Annotated in this window: 26 protein-coding genes; 6 read left to right on the forward strand and 20 right to left on the reverse strand. The window is 69.6% G+C overall.

What is annotated here, in order from left to right:
• The first annotated feature begins 60 nt into the window (after positions 1 to 60).
• Positions 61 to 996, forward strand: a complete 936-nt coding sequence (locus QSK45_RS30750; RefSeq protein ID WP_285562166.1) for a potassium channel family protein — start codon at positions 61 to 63, stop codon at positions 994 to 996.
• Positions 997 to 1175: 179 nt separating this feature from the next.
• Here the strand turns inward: QSK45_RS30750 and QSK45_RS30755 are convergent, their stop codons facing one another.
• A complete protein-coding gene (locus tag QSK45_RS30755; RefSeq protein WP_285562167.1) occupies positions 1176 to 2552 on the reverse strand; it encodes a sensor histidine kinase in 1377 nt (458 codons plus the stop codon).
• The gene (locus tag QSK45_RS30760) at positions 2549 to 3220 is read right to left on the reverse strand and encodes a response regulator transcription factor (RefSeq protein ID WP_285562168.1); all 672 of its coding nucleotides are present in this window, start codon (positions 3218 to 3220) and stop codon (positions 2549 to 2551) included. The genes QSK45_RS30755 and QSK45_RS30760 overlap by 4 nt, the downstream gene beginning before the upstream one ends.
• Positions 3221 to 3371: 151 nt before the next feature.
• On the opposite strand from QSK45_RS30760, the gene QSK45_RS30765 reads away from it, so the two are divergent.
• The 3 genes from QSK45_RS30765 to QSK45_RS30775 are packed head-to-tail and all read left to right on the forward strand — an operon-like array spanning position 3372 to position 5691.
• Positions 3372 to 4025 (forward strand): DUF4956 domain-containing protein, encoded by a 654-nt coding sequence (locus QSK45_RS30765; protein ID WP_285562169.1) that lies wholly within the window; start codon positions 3372 to 3374, stop codon positions 4023 to 4025.
• A complete protein-coding gene (locus tag QSK45_RS30770; RefSeq protein WP_285562170.1) occupies positions 4022 to 4840 on the forward strand; it encodes a polyphosphate polymerase domain-containing protein in 819 nt (272 codons plus the stop codon). Before QSK45_RS30765 ends, QSK45_RS30770 begins: the two co-directional genes overlap by 4 nt.
• The gene (locus QSK45_RS30775) at positions 4837 to 5691 is read left to right on the forward strand and encodes a phosphatase PAP2 family protein (RefSeq protein WP_285562171.1); all 855 of its coding nucleotides are present in this window, start codon (positions 4837 to 4839) and stop codon (positions 5689 to 5691) included. The genes QSK45_RS30770 and QSK45_RS30775 overlap by 4 nt, the downstream gene beginning before the upstream one ends.
• Positions 5692 to 6483: 792 nt before the next feature.
• Here the strand turns inward: QSK45_RS30775 and QSK45_RS30785 are convergent.
• The 18 genes from QSK45_RS30785 to QSK45_RS30870 all read right to left on the reverse strand — a co-directional run bounded on the left by QSK45_RS30785 (position 6484) and on the right by QSK45_RS30870 (position 23805).
• Entirely contained in the window at positions 6484 to 7239 is a 756-nt protein-coding gene (locus QSK45_RS30785) for a hypothetical protein (protein ID WP_285562172.1), read from the reverse strand.
• Positions 7240 to 7467: 228 nt separating this feature from the next.
• Complete coding sequence (locus QSK45_RS30790) at positions 7468 to 8301, reverse strand: C1 family peptidase (protein ID WP_285562173.1); 834 nt, start codon at positions 8299 to 8301, stop codon at positions 7468 to 7470.
• A complete protein-coding gene (locus QSK45_RS30795; protein WP_053055418.1) occupies positions 8298 to 9170 on the reverse strand; it encodes a phytanoyl-CoA dioxygenase family protein in 873 nt (290 codons plus the stop codon). Before QSK45_RS30795 ends, QSK45_RS30790 begins: the two co-directional genes overlap by 4 nt.
• On the reverse strand, positions 9167 to 9859 hold the full coding sequence (locus QSK45_RS30800; protein WP_285562174.1) for a TfuA-like protein: 693 nt from the start codon (positions 9857 to 9859) through the stop codon (positions 9167 to 9169). Before QSK45_RS30800 ends, QSK45_RS30795 begins: the two co-directional genes overlap by 4 nt.
• 14 nt (positions 9860 to 9873) lie before the next feature.
• Positions 9874 to 11226, reverse strand: coding sequence for a YcaO-like family protein (locus QSK45_RS30805; RefSeq protein ID WP_285562175.1), 1353 nt, complete (start codon positions 11224 to 11226; stop codon positions 9874 to 9876).
• 37 nt (positions 11227 to 11263) lie between these two features.
• A complete protein-coding gene (locus QSK45_RS30810) occupies positions 11264 to 12481 on the reverse strand; it encodes a 50S ribosomal protein L11 methyltransferase (RefSeq protein ID WP_285562176.1) in 1218 nt (405 codons plus the stop codon).
• Positions 12482 to 12488: 7 nt separating this feature from the next.
• Positions 12489 to 13094: a flavoprotein gene (locus QSK45_RS30815; RefSeq protein ID WP_285562177.1), complete on the reverse strand. Its 606-nt coding sequence runs from the start codon at positions 13092 to 13094 to the stop codon at positions 12489 to 12491.
• Positions 13091 to 14038 carry a phosphotransferase gene (locus tag QSK45_RS30820; protein ID WP_285562178.1) on the reverse strand — a complete coding sequence of 316 codons (948 nt, stop codon included), beginning with the start codon at positions 14036 to 14038 and terminating at the stop codon, positions 13091 to 13093. Before QSK45_RS30820 ends, QSK45_RS30815 begins: the two co-directional genes overlap by 4 nt.
• Positions 14035 to 15039, reverse strand: coding sequence for a T3SS effector HopA1 family protein (locus QSK45_RS30825; RefSeq protein WP_046417231.1), 1005 nt, complete (start codon positions 15037 to 15039; stop codon positions 14035 to 14037). Before QSK45_RS30825 ends, QSK45_RS30820 begins: the two co-directional genes overlap by 4 nt.
• Positions 15036 to 15995 carry an aminoglycoside phosphotransferase family protein gene (locus tag QSK45_RS30830; protein ID WP_167377740.1) on the reverse strand — a complete coding sequence of 320 codons (960 nt, stop codon included), beginning with the start codon at positions 15993 to 15995 and terminating at the stop codon, positions 15036 to 15038. Before QSK45_RS30830 ends, QSK45_RS30825 begins: the two co-directional genes overlap by 4 nt.
• A gap of 227 nt (positions 15996 to 16222) precedes the next feature.
• The gene (gene tvaA, locus QSK45_RS30835; protein ID WP_107481433.1) at positions 16223 to 16486 is read right to left on the reverse strand and encodes a thioviridamide family RiPP peptide; all 264 of its coding nucleotides are present in this window, start codon (positions 16484 to 16486) and stop codon (positions 16223 to 16225) included.
• A gap of 990 nt (positions 16487 to 17476) precedes the next feature.
• Positions 17477 to 18520, reverse strand: coding sequence for a serine hydrolase domain-containing protein (locus tag QSK45_RS30840; RefSeq protein ID WP_285562179.1), 1044 nt, complete (start codon positions 18518 to 18520; stop codon positions 17477 to 17479).
• Between the two features lie 111 nt (positions 18521 to 18631).
• Positions 18632 to 19753 carry a glycosyltransferase family 4 protein gene (locus tag QSK45_RS30845; protein ID WP_285562180.1) on the reverse strand — a complete coding sequence of 374 codons (1122 nt, stop codon included), beginning with the start codon at positions 19751 to 19753 and terminating at the stop codon, positions 18632 to 18634.
• Positions 19750 to 20286 (reverse strand): dCTP deaminase, encoded by a 537-nt coding sequence (locus tag QSK45_RS30850; protein ID WP_285562181.1) that lies wholly within the window; start codon positions 20284 to 20286, stop codon positions 19750 to 19752. The genes QSK45_RS30845 and QSK45_RS30850 overlap by 4 nt, the downstream gene beginning before the upstream one ends.
• Complete coding sequence (dcd, locus tag QSK45_RS30855; RefSeq protein WP_285562182.1) at positions 20283 to 20822, reverse strand: dCTP deaminase; 540 nt, start codon at positions 20820 to 20822, stop codon at positions 20283 to 20285. The genes QSK45_RS30850 and dcd overlap by 4 nt, the downstream gene beginning before the upstream one ends.
• Positions 20819 to 22054, reverse strand: coding sequence for a metallophosphoesterase (locus QSK45_RS30860; protein ID WP_285562183.1), 1236 nt, complete (start codon positions 22052 to 22054; stop codon positions 20819 to 20821). Before QSK45_RS30860 ends, dcd begins: the two co-directional genes overlap by 4 nt.
• A complete protein-coding gene (locus tag QSK45_RS30865; protein ID WP_285562265.1) occupies positions 22051 to 23334 on the reverse strand; it encodes a carboxyvinyltransferase in 1284 nt (427 codons plus the stop codon). Before QSK45_RS30865 ends, QSK45_RS30860 begins: the two co-directional genes overlap by 4 nt.
• A gap of 39 nt (positions 23335 to 23373) precedes the next feature.
• Positions 23374 to 23805, reverse strand: a complete 432-nt coding sequence (locus QSK45_RS30870) for an ATP-binding protein (RefSeq protein WP_285562184.1) — start codon at positions 23803 to 23805, stop codon at positions 23374 to 23376.
• Positions 23806 to 23980: 175 nt separating this feature from the next.
• Here QSK45_RS30870 and QSK45_RS30875 point away from each other — a divergent pair, with 175 nt between their 5' ends.
• Positions 23981 to 25252 carry a helix-turn-helix domain-containing protein gene (locus tag QSK45_RS30875; protein ID WP_285562266.1) on the forward strand — a complete coding sequence of 424 codons (1272 nt, stop codon included), beginning with the start codon at positions 23981 to 23983 and terminating at the stop codon, positions 25250 to 25252.
• Positions 25249 to 25794, forward strand: coding sequence for a flavoprotein (locus QSK45_RS30880; protein WP_285562185.1), 546 nt, complete (start codon positions 25249 to 25251; stop codon positions 25792 to 25794). Before QSK45_RS30875 ends, QSK45_RS30880 begins: the two co-directional genes overlap by 4 nt.
• Positions 25795 to 25831 lie beyond the last annotated feature (37 nt).

The following is a 25831-nucleotide window of genomic DNA, read 5'->3' on the forward strand; positions in this document are numbered from 1 at the left end:
CACGGGCTGAGACCACCCCGGGTGCGGGAGGCCGTCGTCTCCGGCGGGAAGGGCGAGGACATGACGTGGTTCGTGACGCTCCTCGGCGTCGCCCTCGTGATGGCCATCCTGCGGGACGTGTTCCACACCATCTGGCACCCGACCCGCCACGGTGGCCTGAGCAGGCTCGTGATGACCGGGTTGTGGCGGCTGTCCTCGCGCCTGAGCGTCCGGTGGCGCGCGGCCGGGCTCGCCGGCCCCATGGGCATGGTCTGCGTCGTCGCGGTGTGGGCGCTGACCGTGGCCGTGGGGTGGGCCCTGGTCTACTGGCCGCACATGCCGGAGAGTTTCGCGTACTCCTCGAAACTCGTCGCGGCCGAGCACGCGGGGCCGGTGGACGCGCTGTACGTCTCCCTGGTCACGCTCTCCACCCTCGGCTTCGGGGACATCGCGCCGGCCACGGGCTGGCTGCGCGTCGCCGGCCCGCTGGAGGCGCTCGTCGGCTTCGCCCTGCTGTCGGCGACCGTGTCGTGGATCCTCGGCATCTACCCGGCCCTGGCCCGTCGCCGCACCTTCGCGCTGCGCCTGTCCCACGTGCGTCGCGGCGGGGTGACCTCCGAGGCGCTCGACTCGGACGGGGGCGCGGCCCTGCTGGACAGTCTGGCCTCGGCCGTCTCGGTGATCACGGTCGACTTCCTCCAGTACGCCGAGTCGTACTACTTCTACGACGGCGACGAGAACACCTCGCTGCCCCGGCAGATCGGCCATGCCGCCGACCTCGCGGAGCGGGCGGCCGGCGCCCGCCATCCCGATGTCCGGCTCTCCGCCGCGGTGCTCCGCAGGGCGCTGGACGATCTGGCGGTCATCCTGGACGAGCGCTTCCTGCACACCGGGGCGGCCACGGCCGGCGTCTTCGCGACCTACGCCTGCGACCACGGGGACCGCGGGGGTGCCGGGCCCGCCCGCCCGGACGGACCGGACCCGTCCTCCCCCGGCGGTGCGCCGCGGCGCCCCTGAACGCGGCCGGCCGTCCGTTCCGGGACGGCCCCCGCGCCGGACGAGGGGTGCCTCGCCGCGCGCGGCACGGAGTCCTCGTCGGCACCGCTCCCCCCTCATGGGCGGCCGGGCCCGGACGCCGGGGCCGGCAGGCTCGGGGAACGGGGGCACGCGCCGGGCGGCCGGCGCGTGCCCCCGCCTCAGCACGCGATGTCGAGGGTGACGACGGCCCCCGGCGAGATGTTCCCGGCGCGTGCGGTGCCGCCGTGGGAGGCGGCGACCGCCGCGGCCAGGGCGAGGCCGAGGCCGGTGCCGGAGGTGGTGCGGCTGGACTCGGCGCGGGTGAAGCGGTCGAAGGCGTGCGCGAGGAAGTCGGGCGGGAAGCCGGGGCCCTCGTCGGACACCGACAGGCGCAGTCGTCCGCCACGGGCGACGGCGCGCAGCCGGATCGCGCCGGTCCCGTGGCGCAGGGCGTTGTCCAGCAGGGTCCCGACGGCCGGCTCCAGCCACCGCGGGTCGACCTCGACGGTGGTCTCCTGGCCGCACTCGACCTCGAACGCGCGTCCGTCGCGCTCGGCGGCGCCGCGGTAGGGGGCGGAGGCGTCGTCGAGGAAGCGGGCCAGCTCGACCGGGGCGCGCTGGATGTGCTCGCCGCTCGCGAGCTGTTCCAGGTCGAGGAGGGCGTTGGCGAGGGTGACCAGGCGGCCGACCTCGGTGTCGACCGAGCGCAGGGTCTCGGTGAGCTCCTCGGTGGTGCGCGGGCGGTGCAGGGCGACGTCGAGTTCGGCCCGCATCAGGGTGAGCGGGGTGCGCAGTTCGTGGCTGGCGTCGGCGATGAACTGGTGCTCGCGGGCGCTGGCGGCGGCCAGCTGGTCGAGCATGTGGTTGAGGGTGTGGCCGAGGCGGGTGATCTCGTCGTCGCGGTCGGCGGGCACGTCCAGGCGCAGGTCCTGGGCGCCGTCGGCGAAGGTGGCGGCACCGCGGCGGTAGCGCTCCACGGGACGCAGGGCGGCGCGGGCGGTGCGGTAACCGACGTAGGACGCGGCGATCAGCGTCAGCCCGGAGGCGAAGGCGAGCTGGCCGAGGAGTTCGCGCAGCGCCTCGTCGCGGTGGCCGCGCCGGACGGCCGCGACCACGATCCGCGCCTGTCCGGCGGTGGTGACGCGCCGGGCCTGGAGGCGCAGGGTGCCCGAGGTGATGGGCAGCAGGGGGCCGACGTCGTGCCGCACCGTCCGCCCGCCTGCGGCCGCGGAGAGTTCGGCGGCGGTGAGGAGCCGCCGGTGGCGCACGGCGTCGCTGGAACCCAGGACGCGGCCCCGCTCGTCGAGGACCTGGTGGAGGCTTCCACTGGGGCCGGGCGGCAGGGGGGTGCCGGTGCGGACGGCCTGGTCCAGGCTGTGCCGGTAGGTGGTCAGGTCGTCGTCGAGCTGCTGGTCGAGGGCCGTCTGGACCCGCCAGTAGACCAGGCCGGCGGCACCCGCGAGGACCATGGACATGGTCAGGGCGACGGCCAGCACGAGGCGGGCCACGACGGGCAGGCGCCTGAACCACGTCCACAGGCGTCCGGCCCCTCTCACGAGGCGGTCTCCAGCCGGTAGCCGCGTCCGCGCAGTGTCGTGATGGTCGTACGACCGAAGGCCCGGTCGGCCTTGGCGCGCACCTTGGACACGTGCACGTCGATGGCGTTGCTGCGCAGGTCGGTCTCGCCGTCCCAGACCTCGTCGAGCAGCTGGAGGCGCGAGACGACCCGGCCGGCGTTCTCCATGAGCACCCGCAGTACGGCGAACTCCCGCCGGGACAGGTCGAGTTCGCTGTCCGCACGCCAGGCACGCTGCTGTTCGGGGTCGAGGACGAGGTCGCCGACCCGCAGGCGGCCGGCGGTGTCGGGGCGGCGCCGGGATATCGCGCGCAGCCGGGCGAGCAACTCCTCCATGGCGAAGGGCTTGACCATGTAGTCGTCGGCGCCGGCGTCCAGGCCGGCGACGCGCTCGCTGATCGCCCCGCGCGCGGTGAGCAGGATGACGGGCACGTCGATGCCCTCCTCACGCAGGGTGCGGCACACCTCGATGCCGTCGAGGCCGGGCAGCATCACGTCCAGGAGTACGCCGTCGACCCGCGGGTCGCGGGCCGCGGCCAGGCCGGAGGTGCCGTCGTAGCGGCCCTCGGCGGTGTGTCCGGACTCGGTCAGGTAGCGGACGACCAGATCGGTCAGGCGGGTCTCGTCGTCGACGACCAGGCAGTGCATGCCGGGCAGACTAGCCGCCCCCCGGGCACGGCCGGCCGGCTGGAAGCCTTCATGGTCTGTTCATGTGAAATCCCTACTGTCCCTCCGGTCGCGGTGCTCCGCGGACCGCGACCGGTCCGCCGTCCGACGTGTCGCGGCGGAAGGAACAGCCATGCACGCACTGGTGCTCGCCACCAAGGGCATCACCCACCACATCGCGGTCACCGACCTGCTGACCCGCGGCGGTCTCGATGTCATCGCCCTGCTGATCCTGGTCGGCCGGCTCTACCGGCGCCGCCCGAGCGCCCCGGCGATGCCGTTGGTGCTGACCACGCTGAACGTCGGCCTGTTCGCCGCGATGAGCGTCATCAGCGCCGGCAAGTTCCCGGCGGGGGTCGGCTTCGGACTGTTCGGCATCCTCTCCCTGGTCCGCCTGCGCAGCGCGGCCTTCACCCTGCGCGATGTCGCGTACACCTTCGTCACGCTGGTGATCGCGCTGTGCACGGGCCTGCCGCAGCGTCAGATGTGGCTCGTCGTCGCTCTGGACGCCGTGGTACTGGTGGCGGTGCTCATGGTCGACGACCCCGCGTCGTACGGGCCCCCGGCCCGGACGGTGAAGCTCACCCTCGACCGGATCTACCCGGACGACTCCGCGATCGCCGGGGACGTGGCCCTCCGCTTCGGCCGGGCGCCGCTGTCCGTCGTCGTGGACGAGGTGGACTACGTCCGCGAGACCACCCGGGTCTCCGCCCGCTATCCGGTCGGGCCGCAGGAGCCCGCCATCGCCTCGGACCCCGAGCCGCGTGAACCGGTGACGGCGCCGTGACCCCGGGTTCCCGCCTCGCGGCCGAGCTGTGCCTGGAGGAGTTGCGCGGCGCGACGCTCGCCGAGGTGGACGCGGCCGCGGCGCTCCAGCACCGGGTCGACCGCAAGTACCTGGTCCCGGTCGACCGGGCCCGCCGTCTCATCGCCGCCCTCGCCGACAGCCACCACGTCCTCGACCTCGGCGGCCGTCGCACGACCAGCTACCTCAGCACCTACTTCGACACCCCGGGGCTGGGCGCCTGGCGGGCCCACGTCCAGGGGCGTCGCCGGCGCTGGAAGGTCCGTACCCGCCTCTACGCCGAGGACGGGCTGTGCCGGGTGGAGGTCAAGACGAAGGACGGCCGCGGCGCCACGGTCAAGCACGCCCTGACGGTCCCGGCAGCCGAGTACGGCGAACTGACCACCGGGGCGGCCGGGTTCGTCGACGGCGCGCTGGGCCGGGCAGGCGTGTCCGCGAGGTCCGCCGGACTGTCCGCCGCCGCCGAGGTCCGTTACGTACGAGTGGCCCTCGCCGACCTCGACCGCGGCAGCCGCGTCACCCTCGACGGCACCCTCAGCTGCCACCGCGACGACCGCACGGCCAGGCTCGACCACGGCCACGTCCTGATCGAGACCAAGGGCGGGACGCGGCCCGCACCCGCCGACCGGCTGCTGCTCGGCATGGGCGTCCGGCCGGTCTCGCTCAGCAAGTACGTCGTCGGCCTGTCCCTGCTCACCCCGGGCCTGCCCGCCAACGACGTACGCCGCCTCGCGCGCGCCCACTTCACCACCGCGGCGATCCCCGCGCCGCTCCCCGAAAGGATTCCCGCCGCATGAACGTCCTGCGCGGTGTCAAATGGCCCTACGCCCTGGTCGCGCTGCTCGCCGTCGGGGCCGTCGCCCTCGGCGCGCTGCGACCGCAGCTGGTCACGACCGTCACCTCCTCGAAGAAGAAGCCCAGCGCGACGGACAAGATCAAGCAGGACCCGCCGCCCACGCTCTTCACCGACCACGAGATCGCCGCGATCGGCAGGGCGGCGGACGACCAGCGCGAGAAGGCCGACGCCCTCTTCGCCCAGTGGAGGAGGACGCACGGCACCACGCGCGACGACAAGGCGTTCGCCGCCTGGGCCGCCCGGCAGGTGCCCGCCCCGCCCACCGCGGCCCAGCGCACCGCCGAACTCCACCAGGACCAGCGGCTCGCCAGGACCCGTACGGCGGCCGGGAAGAGGGCGGCCACCTGGCTGGAGCTCCACGGCAAGAAGGACGTCTGGAAGCTCTACCTCCACGACCAGCGCGAACTGGTCCCGGCGCGGCAGGGCACGGCCGAGAAGACGGAGCTGAAGGCGGCCCTGAAGATGGCCAAGACGATCAGCGACCAGGTGGCGGCCAGGGACAAGCAGCCGGCCCCGTACGTCCTGGACCCCACGCTGCGCCCGGACAAGCACATCCAGCCCGGCGGCAAGGGCCCGTACTCCTACCCCTCCCGGCACGCCACCCTCTCGGCCGCCGCCGTCACCTACCTGGGGTCCCTCTCCCCGCACCGGGCCGAGGAGTACCGCTGGATGCGGGGCGAGGTCCTCTACTCCCGCCTCTACATGGCCGGCCACGTCACCAGCGACATCACCGCCGGCACGCTCCTCGGCGACCTGATCGGCGACTACGAACTCACCGTCAGCGGACGCTGACGCACCCCCCGGTGGCCGGACGAGCGGACTTCGGCCGCCGACCGGGGAGTCCCCGTGTGAGCGAACCGACCGTCCGGGACACGTCGTCGTGGGCGCGGCGGGTGCCGCCCCCGACGTCGGCGAGCTGATCACCGCTGCCCTGGCGACCTGGGACGTCGGTATCGTCACCACCCCGCGGGGCCTCCGCTTCATCGACGCGCGGGCGGTCGAGGCGGCAGGGGCATCCCGACGGCGGCGCTGCCCTACCCGGACTCCGCCCAGGCCGCCCAGCCCGCCTACCGGGGGAGCCTGAACCGGCTGCCGGGGATCGGCGTGCTGCTCGGCTCGTGCGCACCGCACCGGCCGGAGACCGGCGGAGGCGCGGACCGCTTCCGCCGGGACGAGGCCCTGGACCTGCTGGAACCGCTGGTCGGCTTTGTACGGTGACACACCGTGAGGCGGCCGGTGACGTCTTCAGACAACGACACGCTCCGGCGCGGGAGGCCCGACGTCCCTCCCAGGAACTGGCGGAGGCGGGACCCGAAGGCCCCGCCTCGACGCACCGGAACCCGGGTATCAGGGCCACACCAGGCAGTACGCCTGATGCCCCGCCTCGTGCAGCCGATGGCTGAAGTCCTGCCATTCGTGCAGCGATTGGGGGCGGCGGGGCGCTGACCTGGGGTTTCTCGGTGAAGTGTGCGTTGACCTGCGGGAACGCGTCTCGGTAGTTCTCACAGGTCAACGCCGTTTCCCGGGCTCATGTGCCCTGGATGTGCCCTCGGCGACCGTGACCGTCGAGGGTCGACAACCGGATCAGTCGGCGACGATGTTCGCCGTAAGGATGCGGACGGCTTCACGAGTGTTGTCCGCGGCGAAGCGGACCTCTCGTACTTCCTGAAGTGGCTTGCCAGTCTTGGGTGCCACAGGGTACGGCTCGCGCAGCTTGACGCTGAGCGTGGTGGAGTCGCCGATCGGCATCGCCAGGACGCCGTCGTCGATCTGGACGGCCCTGCGATAGCCGCTGTGCCGGGTCGTGCGGACCGATTCGACGAGGTCAAGCGGGATCGCGATCTGTACGAAGTGAGCAAACCGCAGCACCATTTTGCCGTCGCCGACGCTGTGCGGGCGGATGGACAGTGCCGCGATGAAGCCGAGCACCCAGAGGGTTCCATAGATGGAGAGCGCCAGCAGGATGATGCGCACCACGGACCAGGGGACGAGGAACTCGACGGCGAGGATCTCCAGAGGCACGAGAAACACCATTGCCCACATGATTGGCTTGATTTCCGAGCCGTAGGTCAGGATCTGGTGGCCTTCCGGTGCGTCCGGCTTGCGGCGGATCCAGCGCCAAAGAGCGCGGAAAAGGCCGAATTCCATCCCCATCACCTTGGCCACCGGGGCAGGGAGCACGGTGGATAGCGCCTGGTTGAGGGCCTCCTGCCCGTCGGCCCCCCGGCTCCGGGAGGTCTTGTAGGCCCGCGTGGCAAGGGTAAATTCGGTGATCACGATCCCGGCCAGGAGGAGTTCGAGTAACAGTCCGACCACCACCGCCTCGCCGAGGCTGAACACGCCGGTCCGTACGAGGCAGACCTGAGCGAGGACAACGGTAGGTGCCGCCCAACGGGCGGTGGTCGCCAGGAACCTCCGCAACGTCAACCAACTTTCCTGTGGGGGGTGTTAGGTTCACTGGTTATTATTCCCGCTGGCTCTTCGTGGCTAAGCGACGCGAAGACCCGTACTGGCTGCTTTCTTTCGTAGACGCGGGCCGAAAAAGAGAGCTTTCCGGACGAGCCGCACTCACTGTTTCTGCCAGTCCTCTTCCACGACGATCCAGTTCTCGCCAGTGAGCTTCTGTTCGAGGAAGGCGTAGGGAAGGAGGCCGTAGCCCTGGACCCCCCAGCCGGTTCCCCAGCTGTTCCGGACGCGGAAGGCTCCCGAGCCGGTACCCCGGTCGTAGGGAGCGGTGTCCGCCTCGTCGTCGTAGCCGGTCAACAGCACCACATGAGGTCCCACCGACTGCTCCGTGGGCAGCTGTACTGGGATGACACCGCCGTTCAGCAGGGACATGGAGATCGACGGGCAGAGCCGGATCTCCACGCTCACAGGGATGCCCAGCGCGATGGACCGGCGCGCTAGGTTGAGCAGGCCGGCCCCGTCCGGCGCGCGCAGCGGACGCGCGATCGGGCGGGAGTGCCGCGCGGTGACGTGGCAGTGCTCGGGCGGATCCCGGTCGACCCGGGTCGGACCGAGTTCGTCGTACGGCCAGGCTGCCTCCTCGCACAGCCCCGACTCCGCCCAGGCACGGAAGCTGTGTTCCAGACGGGAGCCCTTACGATCCGCGGAACCGGCGAGTCGGCGCGAGAGCCGGTAATTGAAAAGGACTGAGGGGGTGAACTCCATCTGCTTGGCCCGGCGGGCGTAATAGCCGGCGATCGCCGTGGTGACCGCGGCGGTGCACAGTGGGACCTGCCCCTGGTCGATCACGGGCGGCATCCAGCCGGACAGGTCCATCCGGTGAGGGACGCTTCCGGCCGTCCACCAGGGAGGCGCGATCCCGGACAGCCAGTCGGCGTCGGCGGCCTCGGAGACCGTGGAGTCGGATTCCTTGCCGGCAGGGTGTGCCGTCGTCACGACGGGTCCCGGGGTGTGTCAGGGCCTTTCCCGGCGTTCCGGTTCTGGACCGTCTGGTTGATCCGCTTCTGGCGACGAGTGACAGCGGAGTAGAAATCGTTCAGGGCGGCCTGGTCGAAGTCAGACTCGGGCCTGCGCTCGGGCAGGAAAGCACCGGTGTCCGTTCCGCGGACGAGCAGGGCGCTGTCCTCGCCCGCGGTGGGAGAGACTCGCGGTGTGATGTAGTCGATTGCGAAGTTGAAACGTCCAGTATCGGTCTGGTTGGGGCCCGAGGCGTGGGCCATGGCCAGGTGGTGCACGGAGCACTGGCCGGCGTCAAGGAGAACGTCGACAGCCGCCGCCTCGTCGATGTCGACGGCGATCTCCTCACCGCGCATGATGTCCTCCAGCCCGGACCCGCCGAACCGGTGCGGCAACGCGCCGTGCAGGTGCGAGCCCCGCGCGTAGCGCATGGTGCCGTTGGCGATCGTGGTGTCGGTGAGGGCGACCCACACGCGTGCCGCGTGCTGCTGGTAGCCGTCCAGTCCGAGGTAGACGGCGTCCTGGTGCCAGGCGAGTGAGCTGCCGCTGTAAGCGGGCCTGATGAATAGGTTGGTGGACCACACCAACAGATCGGGTCCCAGCAGTGACGCGACGGCGTCGAGGATCGCGGGGTGGTGCACGATCCGATCGGCCCAGGAGGCGACCAGGTGGATCTTGGGGAAGGCCGCGTACCGTGCCAGGGCGCCGCCCACTGCGCTCACCGCACGCAAGTAGGTCTGGCACTCGGCCAGCGCCTGTTCGGCCTCGGCATGCGTGAGCGCGTTCACGGGGAAGACGAACCCGTCAGTGCGGAACCGTTCCGCGAGGTCGGGAGCGGTCGTGGTCATCGGGCAGCTACCTCCGGGACGGGCACGGTCTTGTACTGCTTGGCGTCCTGCCGCATCCGGTCCAGCAGGGCGAGCGCGTCTTCCCGCTTGGCATCCGGAGCCTCGGGGGACCGCAGGTAGCTGGCAAGGCGCTGTCGGTCGGGTTCGGGCATTGTGCCCTTCAGCTGGTGCAGGGTGGCGGCGGCGGTGCGCTGCGGGAAGTACAGGGCCTTGGCGCTCTCCAGGAACAGTTCCGCGTTGTCCTTGCTCACCACCCTCCGGCGCAGCGCCGCGTCGAGCGCGACGCGGATGTTGACCATGGGTTCGCACACCGGACGCAGCGACTCGCTGTCGAAGGTGATGGCGACCTCGTCGTCATCCTCCAGGGCGCCGGAGGCGTACATGCTGTACACGGTTCCGACTCCGGTCATGCCGTACACGTCGAGTTCGGCGGCCCGGAGGGCGCCCATGCTGGACGAGCCGTAGACGCGGACCCCGCGGTCCATGGCCCGCAGGATCTCCTTGGGGGAGATGGAGAAGCTCTGCAGGAACTTTCCGTCGATGATGCCGATGCGGCGCGGTGGCTGCTCCTGGGCCATGAGTGCGTCGATATCGCCGCGCTCGATGGGTGGCAGGAACTCGGCGCCGGGGAGGTGGGCCGCAGCCTCCTCGGGCGGCAGGCTGGGGCCGACGAACACGACCGTACGCATGATGTCTTCTTCCCTCACTGGGCGGAACCGGCGGTCCGCAGCTGCTGTCGGGCCGAGTTGATGGCGGCTAGGGCGTTGTTCCACGCCTGAGTGGCCCGAGGACCGAGCTTGTTGCGGTCGACAGTCCAGGACTCGATGCCGGGCACGATGACCCGTACGACTGTGGCGGGCACACCGGGCGCTGACAGGTCGACGGCAATGGCCTGGTCGAGGCCGCGGGTCCGCAGGCGCTGGAGCAGCAGCCGTACGTCGTCCATGACGTCCGTGCTGGGATGGGACGGGACGTCCTGGAAGCGAATGGGGCGTGCGGACGGCTTGATGGCCCAGGAGTCGGGATTCGCGCGGTTGCTGCGCCGCACGTGGTAAAGCGCCTTCTCGACGGGCTGCCCGGCGGCGGTGATGTCCTCGCGCATGGCCTGGATGTCCACCACGCGGGACTGGGCGACCTCGCTGATGGCACGTACGACGGCGACCTCGGCGTCCGGGTGAGTTCCGATGCCATGGTGGGAGCGGGAGAAGGAGTCAGCGACGTATTCCGACACCACTGCTTGGAAGCTCGGGATGCCCGTCGCCGAGGTGATGTTCTTCACCTCGATGGAGATCCCGGCGTCCAGGAACTTCTCCATGAAGAACTGTGCCCGTGGCGGAAGCGTCGACGCATCGAGGCTGGGGTGGCGCTCCTGCGCCCAGGCACGAATGGCGTCCCCGACGGGACCGCCTTCGTCGTCGGCGGCCAGCTTGCCGAGGCGGTTGGAGATGAGGTCGGCCATGGTCCAGTCGTCGCGCTCGACGAGTTCGCACAGGGCGTGGCAGATGGCCTCTTCCAGGGAGTTACCGGAGGCGATGCCGTTGGTCGTGGAGACGGGGTAGCAGGGGACCTCGTGGTAGCTCATGTAGTAGCCGGCCAGGAACTGCGGCACTAGGATATTGCGCTCGTGCATCAGGTCATAGCCCTCCACCCAGGAGATGGGGGTGTCGATGCGGTAGGCGTGGTGCAGCTCGAAGTTGCACGACCGGGGGTCAAGTACGGTGCGTCCGGACTTTTCGAGTTCCGGGTAGGAGGCGATGGCGGCCGGCCGGAGGGGCAGGGCGGCGGCGAACCGTTCGGCGGCCTCCATGACGGCCGACGTCTTGGCGTCGATCTTCGTCGCACCCTTGCCGTTGTAGACAGAGATGATGTCGAACGAACGTGGGGCGATGGCGTTGTAGACGGGGATACCGACCCGGTCGAGTCCGGTGATGTCGGCGACCCTGGTCACGCCGATCCGCTTCAGGTGCGGGGCCATGCGTGCGTAGGTGGTCTCGGCGGTGATCTCGCGGTGCGGGCCGTTTCCGGTGATCTTGGGAACGCTGGAACGCAGTTTCAAAGCAAGGGCTCCTTGGTTGCGCTGTACACCGGGTAGGTCAGCGGCTGCCGACGGGTTCGAGGTGGGATGTGCCATCGCCGAAGTAGCGGTAGATGTAGGCCAGTTCCTGACCGGTGGTGATTTCCACGGGTTCGGGAAGCGCCCAGACGGCGGTGTACCAGTGGCTACGGGCGCAGCCCAGCCAAGGAGCCGTCGACAGGGTGGTGTTCGGCCCGAGGCGAGCCTCGAAGTGGATGACGACGGCGTTGGCCTCGCCCGCGCGATCGGCGGTGAGCGTGCACCGGGTCTCAAGCGGGCTGGCCATGTCCTGGTACAGGTCGACCTGGTACAGCTCGGTCGGCTTGGACAGGAACTCCCAGGTCTGCACGGTCTCCGGGCGCTCGTAGAAGCCGATGGAGCGTCGGCTGTCTGACTCGGCCATGGGGCCGAAGTCGATGCCGAACATCTCCTTCCAGCGAGCGAGATGGGCCTGGGTGACCCGGTGCTTGTCGAGAACGCCGTCGGGAATCCGGGCTAATGTTGCGAACGAGGTGAGACGGCCGGGGACCAGGCGAGGGGCGTCCGTCATCAGCCGGTGCCGGGCGTCCTGGACGGTCTCCCAGATCTGCATGTCCAGTGCTTCGTTGCCGACGATGTCCGTCAGCAGGACATCGGCCTGCTCGGGGAGTTCGAGCTGCGGCGACCAGCCTGGGATGAACTCGATGCGGTCGGCTACCCCGTTGCGCTCGGCGATCCGCCGGGCCAGATGGACCATGCCGGCTGGCTCGACCGCGTAGACCTTGCGGGCTCCCGCCTGCGCGGCGGTGATTGCCAGGATGCCGGAGCCGGTCCCAAGGTCGAGGACGACATCCCCCTCCTGGACCGTCTCGCGGACGGCCTGTTGGAAAGCGGCCTTGCGCACTGGGTCGTCCAGCATGGCGATGTGGACGAACGCGGCGTCGTAGCCGCCTTTGGGGAACGGCTGGTTGCTGAATCCCGCGGTCGCATCGGTGCGCAGCAGGCCCGCTTGGTGGAGCGAGACCACGGTGGTCAGCGCTTCCTGAGCGGCCCGGGGTCCCTTCAGCCGGGGGCCGAGCAGGGTCAGCGCCTGGCCAACTGTGCGGGGCTGGTGAAAGATGTCGAGGAGGCCGAGTGCGTCATGGCCGACCTTGAGGATCCGGCTCTCGAAGTGGATCTTCACCTCGTTGCTGGTGTCGACCTCTGCGATGAAGGACGGCGTCCTGTGGAGCACGGTTTCGGGTGTGAGTTTGGGCATCTGCTGATCACTGTCCTCGTGGGTGTGTGAGTCGGGCGGCCGCCTGCACCAGAGCGGCGGAAAGGGCCGGCTGGAAGTCGCCGAGCGAACCGGCTTCCCGGCGCCCCTCGGTGAGGGAGATGCCTTCCTTCGGCTCGACGATCTGGTAGCCGTCCTCGCGTAGTTGATCGACGTTGCGGCGTACGGCGGGCTTGGACCACATGGCTGCGTTCATGACGGGCGCGATGATTACGGGGCACTCGGCGGCGAGGAGGGTCGCCGTCAGGACATCATCGGCGATGCCGTGCGCGGCCTTCGCCAGGAAGTTCGCGGTGGCCGGCAGCACCACCAGCACATCCGCCCAGGAACCGAGGGCAACGTGCGCGGCGCCGCCGCCGGTGTGGTCCTCCCAGTCGGTCACCGGGACGTGGCCGGTGACGGCCTCGATCATGCGCGGCCCCATGAGGGCGTGCGCCTGCGCGGTCATGATGGTGCGGATCTCCCGGATTCCCACGGTGCCGCGCAGCCATGCGTTCACATGGGGGACCGCGACGGCGGAGAAGGAGCCGCACACCCCCCACAGCAACCGCACCTCGGCGAGCGCTTCCTGTGGGCCGCTGGCGCGCTCGCTCATCGGTAGATCACCTCTCCGGGAGTGCCCACGGCATGCAGGACGCCTGGAAGGGCCAGTTCACCCTGCCGCAGCAGTGCCTCGGCGCCCTGCTGATCGGACGCTGACCAGGCGCGTAGGGCCACGTGCTGGAGGATGCCAGCGGCGAGGTGTGTTGCCAGCCGTGCATGCTCGTCCTTGCTCAGCTGAACCCCCCGGGTCGTCTCGTAGCCCCTGATCGTCTGTTCGGCCCGCCGTTCCTGGAGTTTCCGCGAGCCCATGGCCGCGGCGGCCTGCACCAGGTCCCGCAGCAGGAACGCGAGGTCGGTCATGGGGTCGGCGATGCCGGCCTCCCGCCAGCCGAGCACGCGCGGAACGGTGCCGGGGACGCAGGAGCCGATTGACAGCCGACCGTGCACGACGGCCTGTGGACAGGCATACCCCGGTACTGAATCCGTGTCGGCGAGACACCGGATGCGTGGAGCTGCGTTTTGGTCCAGCCGGTCGCGCGCGGCGCGGATGCCCGCTGCTGCGTCCGGTGCCGCGTCCAACCAGGCCGGGCGGGGCCTGACCGGCAGGGCGCGCACCTGTGCGACGGGGATGGCGTGCAGGTGCGCAAGGAAGATGCCGAGCTCGCGGAATACCTGCACGTCGTTTGGGTCGGCTGCCTCATTGGGCGCCGAGCCGCTGAAGACGGCGTCGCTGAGCAGCGCCGGTGTGGCCACAACGGGGTGGATGGCGGTACGGGCGTCGGCCAGTTGCGGAAGGCAGGCGTACCGGGCGGCTGGCGTCGGGGTGATCGCGTCGGCGAGAGCGTTCAGCGCGTCGGCGTCGAGATAGGCGGGTGTGGCCTCCGGGATGCTCTCTCCCCAGCGGTACCCACCGTCGGCCCGAAGACAGACGCGGGTGACGAACGGGCCGGGAAGCGAGCGCACCGGCTGCCCGTCCTGCACAGTGGTGTGAGTCATCGAGCGGTGCTCCCTTGCGCGTTGAGGTACGGCTTCGCGGGATCGAGTCGCTCGGCCCGGTAGCGCTCCTCGATGGCGCCGAGCCGGTCCGCCGCGGTCGTCCGGCCGTCCCGCCAGGCCGCCACGAGCCCCTCAGCGACCAGCAGGCAACGATGCTGACCGAAGCTCATCAGTCGGCCGTGCCGCTGCTCGGGCTCGTCCGCCAGCCACCAGCCCCGGCCCAGCTCCAGCGCGAATGCGGGGCCGGTGTCCCGGAGCGTGCCGCTGTGCTCCCGGTGCAGGTCCGTCAACGCGCGCTCTTGCGAACGCCAGTCGTCCCGGTACAGATAGAGGACCATTGCGTCCCGCCGCTCGTACCCTTCCGGGTGGTTGGCCGCCTTCAACTGGTACGGGACACCCGCGCCGCACAACAGGTCGGTGATCGCACGCATCAGGCCGGCGGCCGCCGCCGGGTCCCGAGGCGCGTAGTACAGGCGTACGACGGGACGTTCGCCGTGGCGGGGCAGTCCCGCGTCACCGATGGCGAGGTACCAGCCGGGGTACATGTACGGGCGCTCGGGCGGAAACCTGACGCTCACCGGTTGCCCCGGTCCGGCCGACGGCGGCAGTATCTCCTCCGCGGTGACGGTCAGGGTCAGGCTGTTCTTGCGCACGCGGCACCTCTCCGGCCCCGCCGTGACCGTGCGCCAGTCAGAGTCCCAATACCCACTGCCCTGATTTGCTTCGGACAGGGCACGGGCCACGGCTGGGGCCTCCCGCCTGCGCGTGCCCAGCACCACGGGTGCGCCGTCGATGAGCCAGCGTGCCGCGCGGGTGTCGCCCGCGTAGTAGCTCAGGTACAGGAACCGGGACAGGTGGGGCAGGACGGGGAGATCCTCGGGCACGGACTCGACGCCAGGGGCGGGGCGAAGCTCTCCCCACTCGCGATGGTGGAAGGCTGACTCGTTCAGCACCTCCACGTCCTCGGCGATCGCGGCGAACGCCGCCTGGTATCGGTTCATGCGCCTGCCTTCCGGAGGATGCCGGGAGCGAGTAGCTCGGCCACGCCTCGGGGGTCGTTCAGCAACGTGCGGCCCACGAAGAGGCACAGATGCCCGATCTGCCCTAGTGAGCCGATCTGCTCCAACCGCCCGGCCGCGTACATCAGGACGGACAGTCCGGCGTAGCGGAACGCGAGGTCCCGCTGCTCCAGCGAGAGCGGGGCGCTGTGTTCGTATGCGGTGAGGAAAAGGCCGACGTTGCGTCGCACGGTGGCCCACGTGCTGGCGTCGGCCAGGCGGCCGGCGTCGCCCCGCACCGTGTGGAGCCACTGGATCAGGAACTGTCCGATGATGGTGCCCACGTCGAGCATCGGGTCGCCGAAGCCCGACAGTTCCCAGTCGACGAGCGCGACCTGGGGGCGCGCACCCTCGGCGTCCTTGACCAGGATGTTGTCGTCCCGGAGGTCGAAGTGCACCAGCCGCCTCGGGGTCCACTCCTCGCGCATCCGGGCCACACTGTCGTCGACCGCCTGCATGGTGGCCGCGTAGTCGGAGTAATCCATTCCCGGTCCGCTCGCGAGCTCGCTCGGGGTCAGGGTGACGAAGGAAGCGAAGGGAAAATCGATGAGTTGCGGACGGTACCCCGGGTCCGTGGTGAAGCGCTCGACCGTGGAGGTGTGAAGCCCGGCGGTCACGGAGGCCAGCGACACCAGTAGTGGTACAGGGATCTCGGGGAATTTCCGGCCGACATCCCGCATCGAAACGAAGCCGGTCTTTCCCTCCATGACGAGTGTTTCGGTTTCCGGGTCGGTTGCAATGAAACGAGGAACAGCCGTCCTGACGTGATGTGGAACGTCGGATTCGGGTATCAGTCTGAGCATTTTCTCTTCGTTGCCGGTTGCCGTGCCGACGGCTCTGGCCGTTGCTGGATCAACCTGTTTCAGGAAGAGTGCCGTCCCGTCCTCGAAGTGCAGCATTGCCACGCTGTTGCGAGCTGCGAACGTCTGTATCCGAACGATGCCGCCCCGGTCGATACCGAGCGAAGAGAGCCAGGAACGAGTCCGGGCCTTTTCGGGCCCGGACTCGTTCGGCAGCGCCCCGCACCAAGGCGAAGACATGCTGCCGCCCTCCCGTCCGGTCTTCGGCGACGCGACACCGGCTGGGCTGTGCGAAGCGCTTGTCATCATGAGACGAACGACTCAGATCAACAGTGGAAGGCCACCGTCGCGGCAGCGGCCATCACGCTGCCCTGAGCCTCCTCGTCGGGCGAGATGCCGGCCTTCTCCTCCAGGAACGCCTGCAGCTCCTCCGGGCTGACGCCCGCGAGCTCCTGCAGGGCCTTCTCGCCGGAGGCGGGGTCGATGACCGCGCGCTGCTCGTCGGTCATCGACGCCTCGGCGTCCTGGATCTTGCTGACGAGGTCGGCGAACGCGGTCTCGTCCACCGCGGAAACCATTGCTTCAGACATGTGATCCTCCTGATTCGGCCCCTGCCAGTCGGCGGGGGAATCGAATGGACGGATGTGATCTAAACAAACGTTCACCCTCCTCTGTCAATGGGTTTCCAGTATTCCGCTTGTGTGTGTTGGGAATTCAAATTCGGGCATGCGAATGAGCCTGTCGGCGATTTTCCGGCAGGCGATTGTAGAGCTGTCTAGCTAAGTGGGCGCGCGGAGATTCGACGTCGTGAGGGTTACAAGGGTGCGGGAACCTAGGAGCTGGCGCGCGTGCATGACGAGTGAGTCATCAGAAGCCCCCGTGGCCAATCTCGTGGTCGTGGCGAGGGTAGGCATATGTCGGCGGCTGTGGCCAGAGGCTGCCTGGTCGGCCGAAAAGATCAAGACGTTCCGGAGGTGCGATCCTCGGTCATTGCTGGCTTGCGAGTATCCCATTTGGCGGAAACGGCACGCAGCTGATCGAGGGGACTTCTGGTTGAGGATTTGACCATCTTGATTTCGGGCGTCGAAACCCATCTGATCGGTGCCATGGCGAGATGTGGACCACCGCGACGGCGTCTTTGTCCCTGGTGAGAGGCGTGATATGCGGCGGCAACGCTATTGCGGACACTCACCGATGATGGCTTGATCAATGCAGAAACGGGCACACTGCTTCATGCCAACACGACTCGCTGGGCTGTTCCGGCCGGGACACTGCAACAGAGCCAAGCATCCGGCACCGGAAGATGGAAGGGGCTCAAGGTCGGTGAAGAGGCCGACGATGCCACATTCTCCGCCCACGAGCGGGACTGTCTGAAAGACGCTTCGGTCCTCACACGGCCCGCGCCCCGGTCGAGCACGGCTTTGCCCACCTCAAGACCTGGGGGTTCTGGGCAAGGTCTGCACCGACCCGAAGCGGGCAACCGTGCTGGTCAGGGCCCTGCTGGTCCTGACGACGGGCCGAAGCCTTCACCACGTCGCCTGTGGTTTATCGAGGCGTAGCCAGGACGGGCACTGGTTGCTTCAGGCGAACGTAAGCGCGCGGAAGGCGTTGCGGACGTCGGTCAGGGGCTGGCGGTCACGGGTGTAGTAGAGCTTGTTGGTCAGCAGTACTGCCCACCGTCCTTGCTGGGGCGAGATCCACATGCCGGTGCCGGTGAAGCCGTAGTGGACCCAGATGCCGTCGGCGAGGTGCGTGCCAGGGGCGGGGTGCCAGAACAGGCCGCGTACAGGTTCCAGGGTGCCGGTCTGGACCGTCAGCGACTGTCTGGTCCAGGCGGGGCCGAATCCGGCTCGCACCAGGCCGGTCGAGGTGTCCAGCATGTAGCGCAGGAAGACGGTGATGTCGTCGAGGGTGGTGAAGGCGCCGGCGATGCCGCACACTCCGCCCAGGAGCCGGGCGGAGAAGTCGTGGGCGATGCCCTTGAGATGAGTGTCGGTGTCCTGGTCGAGTTCGGTCGGCGCGCACCGGGCGGCGATCTCGGCGGGCAGCGGTCCGAACCGGGTGGAGTCCATGCCCAGTGGCTGCCAGGTCCGCTCTGTGGCGAGCTGGTCGAGGCGCTGGCCGGAAAGGTGCTCAGCGAGGAATCCGAGGATGAGGGCGGCCCGGTCGGTGTATTCGACGGCCTCGCCGGGCGGGCGGTGCAGGGCCTCGTGGAGGACTCCGTCGCGGATGTCCTGGGGGTCGGTGCCGTAGAGGTTTTTGAGTTGGGCGCGGAGCGGTGCGCCGGCCGTGTGGGTCAGCAGGTGGCGGGCGGTCACGGCGCCGAGTGGGTGGCCGTCGACTTCGGACCAGAAGGCACCGAGCGGGGTGTCGAGGTTGAGCTTGCCTTCCTCCCACAGGGCTCCGATCGAGGCCCACACGGCGAGGATCTTGGTGAGGCTGGCGGCGTCGAAGACGGTGTCGGGCTGCATCGGCACGTTCGGCTCGTTGGGGTCGAGGACCCCGGCGGCGCCGTGGGCGCGGGTGCCGGTGGCGTCACCGACTGCCCATACGGCGCCGGGGTAGACCTTGTCGCGGACGCCTTCGTTCAGGAGGGCTTCGATGCGGTCGGTGCTGTACGTCATGGTCTCCCTGTTCGCCGTGGCCAACCCGCCGGATCAGCGTAGTGACGCGGGCGGCACCAGTGGGGCAATGGCGTGTCGGACGTCGGCTGCGGGGCCAGATCGGTGTGCGTCTCAGGCGAGCTGGCAGCCAAGGTCGGCCAGGGCCTGAGCGGTAGTGGTGAGGGGGTAGCGGGCGGCGTTCGCGTAGCCCGCCTGTCGCAGGGCGGGCAACAGGCCGGGGGCGGTCCGTAGGCGGTCGAGGTCGCGGGCGAGTGCGGCGGAATGGGTGAAGTCGGTGGCCACTCCGGACGAGGCGACGACTTCGTTGAGGCCGGACACGGGTTGGTACAGGACAGGCAGACCGCATGCTTGGGCCTCCAGCGCGACCAGGCCCATGGCTTCCAGGGTGGTGGACGGCATGACCAGGACGTCGTGCTCGGCGAAGGCGTTCCACAGCTGTGGACGGCGGAGCCAGCCGAGGTACCGGGCCCGCACTCCGGTCCGCTGGAGGAGTGGGGCCAAGGCGTGGAACTGGGCTCTGGGGGCGGCGATGCTCAGCTCGACTCCTGGAATGGGCGCCAGGCCCGTGATCAGGTGCTCTGCGCCCTTCTCGGCGGTCAGCCTGCCTGCGTAGAGCAGTCGTAGGTGGCTGGTGGAGGTGCGGGCGGGCCGCGTCGGCGGATCGGTGAGCAGATGGTCGGGGATGCCCCATGGAATGCAGACGACCTTGCGGCGGTCGATCTGCGGGGCGAGCTTGAGAAGGCGGTCGGCCATCGCGCCGGTGGGGACGACGATCGCGTCGGCGGCCCTCGCCGTCTCGCGGAGGACTTGGAGCTGGTCGCGGTGGGCCTCAGCGAAGATCAGGTCGGTGCCGTGGACCAAGGCGATCCTGGGGTGGGCGGGCAGAGCCCGGAGCAGGGCGGGCGTGGCGCCGAAGGTGAGGTGCTGGAGGTGCAGTACCCCGATCTGGGCTGGATCGATCGCGGTCACCAGCGCCCGGCGCAGGGCCGCGACGTAGCGGCTGAAGGCGGCGCCCTCCAGGCACTTGCCGGCGACCGTCAGCAGGTCGAGCCCGGCGGGAAGGTGGGCTTTGGGGCGGGTGGGGGCCAGCATGAAGGCCCGTGCGGGGATGAGGGGCCTGTCGCCGGTGTACAGGTCGAGGAAGAGTTCGACGCTGCCGCCGGGGCTTCCGGCTGGGAGGTCGAGGAAGGTGGCGGCCAGCGGCCCCGCGGCCGGGCGGACGAGGGGGCTCACAGCGCTCCTTGGGGGATCTCTTCGTACAGGCGGGAGATGTCGATGCCGTGCGTTGCGGCGTACTTGGCGCGCTGCTGCTGGTAGCTGGCCGGGGTGCCGAGAGTGGTCAGGAAGACGAGCTTGCCGAAGGTCATTCCCGGATAGACCCGGGCGGGCTTGGCGGCCCGGATCTCCAAGGTCCAGCGGATCGCGTGGCCCTGGTGGCCAAGTGGAGCGGAGACGTGGACCCAGATGCCGAGGGCGCCGATGGTGCGGTTGCCGTTGAGAAGTTGGGCATACGTTTCCGAGCCGGTCCTCTCCAGCGTGACGCCGAGGTAGAGCACGCCAGGCTGCAGGACCAATCCGAAGGCGGGGATGGCCAGTTCGGTGAAGGCGGTGGGGGCGGCGGCGTCCAGGTCGCCGTCGCAGATGCGGATCGTGTCGCCCAGCCGCCAGTCGTAGGCATTGGGGGACAGGCGTGCCGGGTCGTAGGGCGCGATGGTGATCTCGCCTGCGCTGACGGCGGCGGCAATGGCGGAGCCGGTGAGGATCACGAGGCGCCCGCCTGCACGTGTGCCGCATCCCGCCAGTAGCGGGAAGGCTGGGGGCCGGCGGCGCCCTGGTACTTGCCTCGGTACAGGTCGACGTCCCCGGTGGAGACGAAGAACATGATCTGCCCGATCTTCATGCCCGCGTACACCCGCAGAGGGCGGATGGGGGACAGCATCAAAGTCCACTGGCCGTGGAAGCCGATGTCACCGATAGGGGCGGTGATCTCGACGAATAACCCCAGTCGTCCGACCGAGGAGCGGCCGAACAGCAGTGGGATGAAGAGGTCCGAGCCGACCTCCTCGACGGTGTGGCCGAGGTACAGCTCGCCGGGCTGGAGGACGTATCCGTCCGTGTCGATTCGGATCGTGTGCGTGGGGTTGGCGTGGTGGGCGTCGATGACCTTGGTGGCGTACGTCAGCAGGGTGGCGCCCAGGCGGACGTTGTAGCTGTTGGGGTTCGTCTGCTTCGGGTCGAATGGGGTGATACGAAGGCGTCCGTCGGCGACGGCCGTGTTGATTTCGGGCCCGGTGAGGATCATTGAGCGCCCCCTTGAAGAGCATCGGCAGAGTCAGCGAACGGGGCCGCTAGGACGCTGCGTACCGCCTGGCCCAGACGCAGTCCGGCTTGATGAGTGCGGCCGCCGAGATAGGTGTCGGCGATGTAGTCGGTGGTCAGCACGATGCGCGCTGTGGGTGGAAGGGGCGTGGGCGCGACTGCCAAGGGGCCGACGTGTTCGGTGAGATGAGCGAGCAGCTTGGCGTGGTCCTCGGACTGATCGTCGGGGAAGAAGGCGTGGACGAGCTGGTTGCCGAAGGGCTCGATGGCGAGCAGGTCGCCGAGGGTGAGGACATCGCCGAGCGGTACGGGACGCAGAGCGGTCTCGTTGAGGATGACCGCGTCCGTTCCGAGGCCGGTGTGCAGGCGGGTGGCGATCTCGTCCAAGAGGAGGCGCCGGTCCAACAGGGTATTGAGATACGGCTCGTTCACGATGCCGAGTCGGCTCCCCAGGGTGCTGCCGATGAGGGCGATCTTCTCCTGCAGTACGGCGAGGTCCTCGGGGATGAGGGACGTGTCGGGGAAGGTGCCTACGCGGACGGCCCAGCCGGCCCCGACCGGCTCGGCGGTGGCGTACCCGACGCCGAGTTCGTGGCCCTTGACGACGAGGGTGTCACCGACGGGCACGGGGCCGTAGGTGTCGCTGTGGCAGTGCCCGGCGAAGATGACGTCCACGAACGGGCAGGCGGCGGCCAGCTTCAGGTCCTCGTCGAAGCCCGAGTGGGACAGCACCATCCAGGCGTCGGCACGGTGATGGTGCTCCAGCAACACCTCGCGTAGGGCCTGGGCCGGGTCGGTGACGTGGTGGCCCGTGCGCTGGTTGGCAGGGATCGCGTTGAAGGCTTGCAGGCCGATTACCGCGGTGACGGCAACTCGCCGGCCGCCGATGTGCTCGATGCGCACGCGGTCGAAGAGCGGCTTGCCACTGCTATCGGCTGCGTTCGCGCACACGGTCATCTCGTGCAGCTGCGGTTCGAAGTAGTGCGGCCAGCCGTGGTTTCCGGGGGCGAGCAGGTCGTACAGGCTGGTGAGGACCTCGCGCTCGATCTGTCCCTGGCCGAAGCGGTAGAAGCCGGTGCCTTCGAAGAAGTCGCCGCAGTCCACGACCAGGCTCTCGGCCCTGGCCGCGTGGAGGTAGGCGAGCATCGGAGTGGCCTGGGCGAAGGAGGAGTGGACGTCGGTCGTGGCGGTGATTCGCTGGAGCTGCCGGGTCATGGAGTGACCTCGCAGATGTCGGCGCCCAAGGCGTGCAGTTTGGTGGGCAGGTCGGCGTGGCCGCGCCGGAGCTGTTCGAGGCCGCCGAGGGTGGTGACGCCGCTCGCTGTGAGGCCGGCGATGAGTAGGGCCGAGCCCGTGCGGATGTCGGTGGCCGCCACGCCGGCGCCGGTCAGCTGCTGCGGTCCGGTGAGGCGGCATTCGGTGGGCGAGAGCTCGTGGATCTCGGCGCCGAGGCGCGCGAGCTGGGGGAGCAGGTTGCCGTGACGGCCGGGGTTGATGGTGTCGGCGAACAGGTGAGTGCCGGGCAGCCCGAGGGCGAGGGCCATCAGCGATGGTTCGAAGTCGGCGTCCAGACCGCCGGGGGAGAGGGAGGCGATGGCGCGCAACGATCGCCCGGTCGGCTCGGCGTCGTGAGCCCGGACGGTGAAGGCATCGCTCTCGACGTCGGCTGGGACTCCCAGCCAGTTCAAGGCTGAGACCAGGGGAGCGACGTCGTCGGCGCGTACGCCCCGGATATGTGCACCCCCGCCGGTCGCCGCGACCGCACAGGCCAGCGTCCCGGCTTCGACCTTGTCGCCAGGCACCGCCCAGACGGTGGTCTCCGTCGAGACGGAAGTGGGTGGTGACAGCGTCAGGACCGACTCACTGACCCGGCACGCCCATCCCGCCGCCTGCAACGCCTCTACGACGCTGATGACTTCAGGCGAGAGATTGGGGTGGCCAAGGCGCAGCGACCGGCCGGCGACGACCGCGCGCAGGAGGGCGGCGATGCTCGCCCCGCGAGAACGGAAAGGCAGCACCACGGACACCGTTTCGGTCCCACCAGTGGCTGCCTCCACGACGTACCCGTGGCCGTCTACGGTCGTGCGATCACCGAAGTGCTCGTAGACGTTGAAGTGCTGCTCCATCCCGCGTTCCCCGATCCGGCAGCCTCCCGGCCAGGGCAGCCGGGCTCGCCCGGACGCGCCGAGCAGGGCCGGTACGAGGTAGTACGAGGCCCGGATACGGGCGGCGACCTCAGGATCGGGGCCCGGCTGGGGCTTGTCGCTCGGCAGGATCACCGTGGTGTGCGGGTCGCTGACCGGACGGGCCGTGTGCCAGCCGGCCTGTTGGAGCAGGGTGAGCATGGTCTCGACGTCTGTGTTCGACGGGACGTTGCTCAGATGCACCGGGCGGTGCAGAGCCGCGGCGGCGGCCAGCAGGGGCAGGGCCGCGTTCTTGGAGCCGTCGACGGTGATGGAGCCAGCGAGTGGGCTGCCGGGTCGCACGGCGACCACTTCTGCGGCGACGGGGGGAATGCGTACGGCTGTCAACGGTCAACTCCTCTGCAGGGGCAGGTGTGATGCGGTGGGTAGTAGGGTGCTGACCTTGAACTCGGCCCAGCAGCGTTTGCCGGGCGGCAGCGGATCGAAGCCGTGGCGGTCCGCGAGTGCTGCGACGAGGAACAGCCCGCGTCCGCCTTCCTCGTCCACATCCGACAGGCCGACCTGTGGGACGGCGGGGTTGGCGTCGTTCACCCCGATCCGCAGTCCCTTGTCGCTCAGGCAGGCGCCGGCCGTGATCGGGCCGCCGTTTGCGTGCCGGACCGCGTTCGCGATGAGCTCTGCGGCCACCAGCTCTGCCGCGTCCAGGAGTTCGGGGCCGAGGAAGGCGCTGAAAGTCCGTATCCCGTCCGCGAGCTGCTGGCGCGCGGACGCTGCGGCAGCTGGCGTGCCGGAGACGGGAATCCGGATGTGATGCGCTTCCATGAGCGGCCTCCTGGTCGGTTCGGCCACTCCACGCAATCGCTCCGGAGGTAAGCGGAACCAGTCGGTGTGCCGAGGCTGCATCACTTATGCAGGAGCTGCATCACTGCCAAATGCCGCTCGGTTACTCTCGGTTGAGCAGGCAGGATCGGCGACGGCAGAAGGGGCCGTGGCACAGATGGCCGAGGCACAGAGTGAAGCGAGACGGATCGGCGAAGTGATCCGTCAGGCACGCGTGTTACAGCGGCGCTCGCAGAAGGACGTTGCCGCCGCGCTTGGGTATCACCAGTCGAAGGTGAGCCGCCTGGAGAGCGGCAGGGGTACCGAGGACGTGCGAGTGCTGCGCGAGATCGCGCAGGTGCTGGAGATTCCGCCGCAACGTCTCGGCCTCGCCGCCGCTTCTGATGCCAGCCCCGCCGAGCCCGGAACAGAGGACATGCACCGCCGTACCTTCCTTGCCGCGAGCGTCGCCGCGCTCGCGGCTCCGCCGTCGTCGAGCGCGGCACATCACGAGCTGATCCAAGTCCTGTTGCCAGGCACGAGCCCCGCGGCCACCGGGCAAGCCCTGGGCATCGACGAGCTGCGGGACCGGGCACGGGCCGTACGCCGGATGTTCTGCACGTGTGACTACGCGGAACTGGAGCAGACCTTGCCGGGTCTGATCGCCGACCTGCGTCAGGCCGCCGGAGGCTCATCCGGCTCGGCGGAGGTGTCCGGGCTGCTCGCGACCGCCTACCAGACATCGGTGAGCCTGTTGCTGAAGCGGGCCGATCAGGGCAACGCCTGGCTCGCGGCCGGTCGGGCCATGGCCGAGGCGGAACGGTCCGGGGATCCCGTCGTCCTCGCCGCGAGTGTCCGCGTCCACGCTCACGTCCTCGTGCGGGAGAAGCACACGGCCCAGGCCGTGAACATGGTCCGCCACACTGCCGACCAGCTCACCGGCTCCTACGACCAGCGCTCGCCCCGGTACCTGGCAGCGGTTGGTCTGCTGTTGCTCCGCGGGGCGACCGCCGCCAGCAGAAACGGTGACCGCGACACCACCCAGGACTTCCTCACCGAGGCCAAGGAAGTTGCTCGCTACGTCGCCTTCGACCGGCCGGACGCCTGGGCGAACTTCAGCCCCACCAACGTTGCACTCCACGAGATCAGCGCAGCCGTCTCCTTCGGTGACGCCGGCATCGCCCTGGAAACCGCACGGCCGCTCATGCGGCGGCACATTCCTGTCCCCGAGCGTCGGGCCGCGCTGTGGGTGGAGACCGCCCGCGCCTACAGTCAGCAGGGCAGGCTCGCCGAGGGCTACCAGGCCCTGCGTATCGCCGAGAGCTGCGCGGCACAGGACATCCGCCGCCCGGCCGTACGCGAACTGGTCGCCGACATGGCAGCCCGCGACCGCCGCCGGGCACTGCCCGAGCTGCACCACTTCAGCCGCCAACTGGGAGTGCCCGCGTGAGTGATCAGCCCGACAAGCCGTTCCTCCAGATCGTGGTCTGCGCGTCCGGGGTCGCCGCCGACGTCGGCAAGCTGATCACCGCAGCACATGAACGGCACTGGGACGTCGGCGTGATTGCCACCCCACAAGGACTCGGCTTCCTCGACGCGGAGGCGGTCGAGGCGCAGACCGGCCGCCCCATCCGCTCGGCCTGGCGATCACTGGGCGAACCGCGCCCGACTCGGCCCGCGGACGCGATCGCGGTCGCTCCGGCCAGCTTCAACACCGTCAACAAGTGGGCCGCCGGGATCTCCGACAATCTCGCCCTGGGCGTCCTGTGCGAAGCACCCGCCATGGACATCCCGGTCGCCGTGCTGCCGTACCTGAACTCGGCCCAGGCCGCCCACCCCGCGTACCGCCGGAGTCTGGAACGGCTACGCGAGATGGGCGTCCTGATCGGCTCGTACGAACCGCACCGGCCAAAGGCCGGCGGCGGGGCCGACCGCTACCGCTGGGAGGAAGCCCTGGAGCTCCTCGCGCCCAAGCTGTCCGCACCGGCCTGATCAGCGCTGCCGTGTCGGTGACCCCTGGTGGTGGCCG

Origin of the sequence: Streptomyces hygroscopicus subsp. hygroscopicus, from assembly GCF_030269125.1 — a bacterium.
GTDB classification, from domain to species: Bacteria; Actinomycetota; Actinomycetes; order Streptomycetales; family Streptomycetaceae; genus Streptomyces; species Streptomyces hygroscopicus_C.

Excerpts from the sequence above, each read along its gene's own strand:
- QSK45_RS30750 (WP_285562166.1), top strand. The coding sequence starts at position 61 with ATGACGTGGTTCGTGACGCTCCTCGGCGTCGCCCTCGTGATGGCCATC.
- QSK45_RS30760 (WP_285562168.1), bottom strand. The coding sequence starts at position 3,220 with ATGCACTGCCTGGTCGTCGACGACGAGACCCGCCTGACCGATCTGGTC.
- QSK45_RS30765 (WP_285562169.1), top strand. The coding sequence starts at position 3,372 with ATGCACGCACTGGTGCTCGCCACCAAGGGCATCACCCACCACATCGCG.
- QSK45_RS30775 (WP_285562171.1), top strand. The coding sequence starts at position 4,837 with ATGAACGTCCTGCGCGGTGTCAAATGGCCCTACGCCCTGGTCGCGCTG.
- QSK45_RS30795 (WP_053055418.1), bottom strand. The coding sequence starts at position 9,170 with ATGACCACGACCGCTCCCGACCTCGCGGAACGGTTCCGCACTGACGGG.
- QSK45_RS30800 (WP_285562174.1), bottom strand. The coding sequence starts at position 9,859 with ATGCGTACGGTCGTGTTCGTCGGCCCCAGCCTGCCGCCCGAGGAGGCT.
- QSK45_RS30810 (WP_285562176.1), bottom strand. The coding sequence starts at position 12,481 with ATGCCCAAACTCACACCCGAAACCGTGCTCCACAGGACGCCGTCCTTC.
- QSK45_RS30815 (WP_285562177.1), bottom strand. The coding sequence starts at position 13,094 with ATGAGCGAGCGCGCCAGCGGCCCACAGGAAGCGCTCGCCGAGGTGCGG.
- QSK45_RS30820 (WP_285562178.1), bottom strand. The coding sequence starts at position 14,038 with ATGACTCACACCACTGTGCAGGACGGGCAGCCGGTGCGCTCGCTTCCC.
- QSK45_RS30825 (WP_046417231.1), bottom strand. The coding sequence starts at position 15,039 with ATGAACCGATACCAGGCGGCGTTCGCCGCGATCGCCGAGGACGTGGAG.
- QSK45_RS30830 (WP_167377740.1), bottom strand. The coding sequence starts at position 15,995 with ATGCTGCACTTCGAGGACGGGACGGCACTCTTCCTGAAACAGGTTGAT.
- tvaA (WP_107481433.1), bottom strand. The coding sequence starts at position 16,486 with ATGTCTGAAGCAATGGTTTCCGCGGTGGACGAGACCGCGTTCGCCGAC.
- QSK45_RS30840 (WP_285562179.1), bottom strand. The coding sequence starts at position 18,520 with ATGACGTACAGCACCGACCGCATCGAAGCCCTCCTGAACGAAGGCGTC.
- dcd (WP_285562182.1), bottom strand. The coding sequence starts at position 20,822 with ATGATCCTCACCGGGCCCGAAATCAACACGGCCGTCGCCGACGGACGC.
- QSK45_RS30860 (WP_285562183.1), bottom strand. The coding sequence starts at position 22,054 with ATGACCCGGCAGCTCCAGCGAATCACCGCCACGACCGACGTCCACTCC.
- QSK45_RS30870 (WP_285562184.1), bottom strand. The coding sequence starts at position 23,805 with ATGGAAGCGCATCACATCCGGATTCCCGTCTCCGGCACGCCAGCTGCC.
- QSK45_RS30875 (WP_285562266.1), top strand. The coding sequence starts at position 23,981 with ATGGCCGAGGCACAGAGTGAAGCGAGACGGATCGGCGAAGTGATCCGT.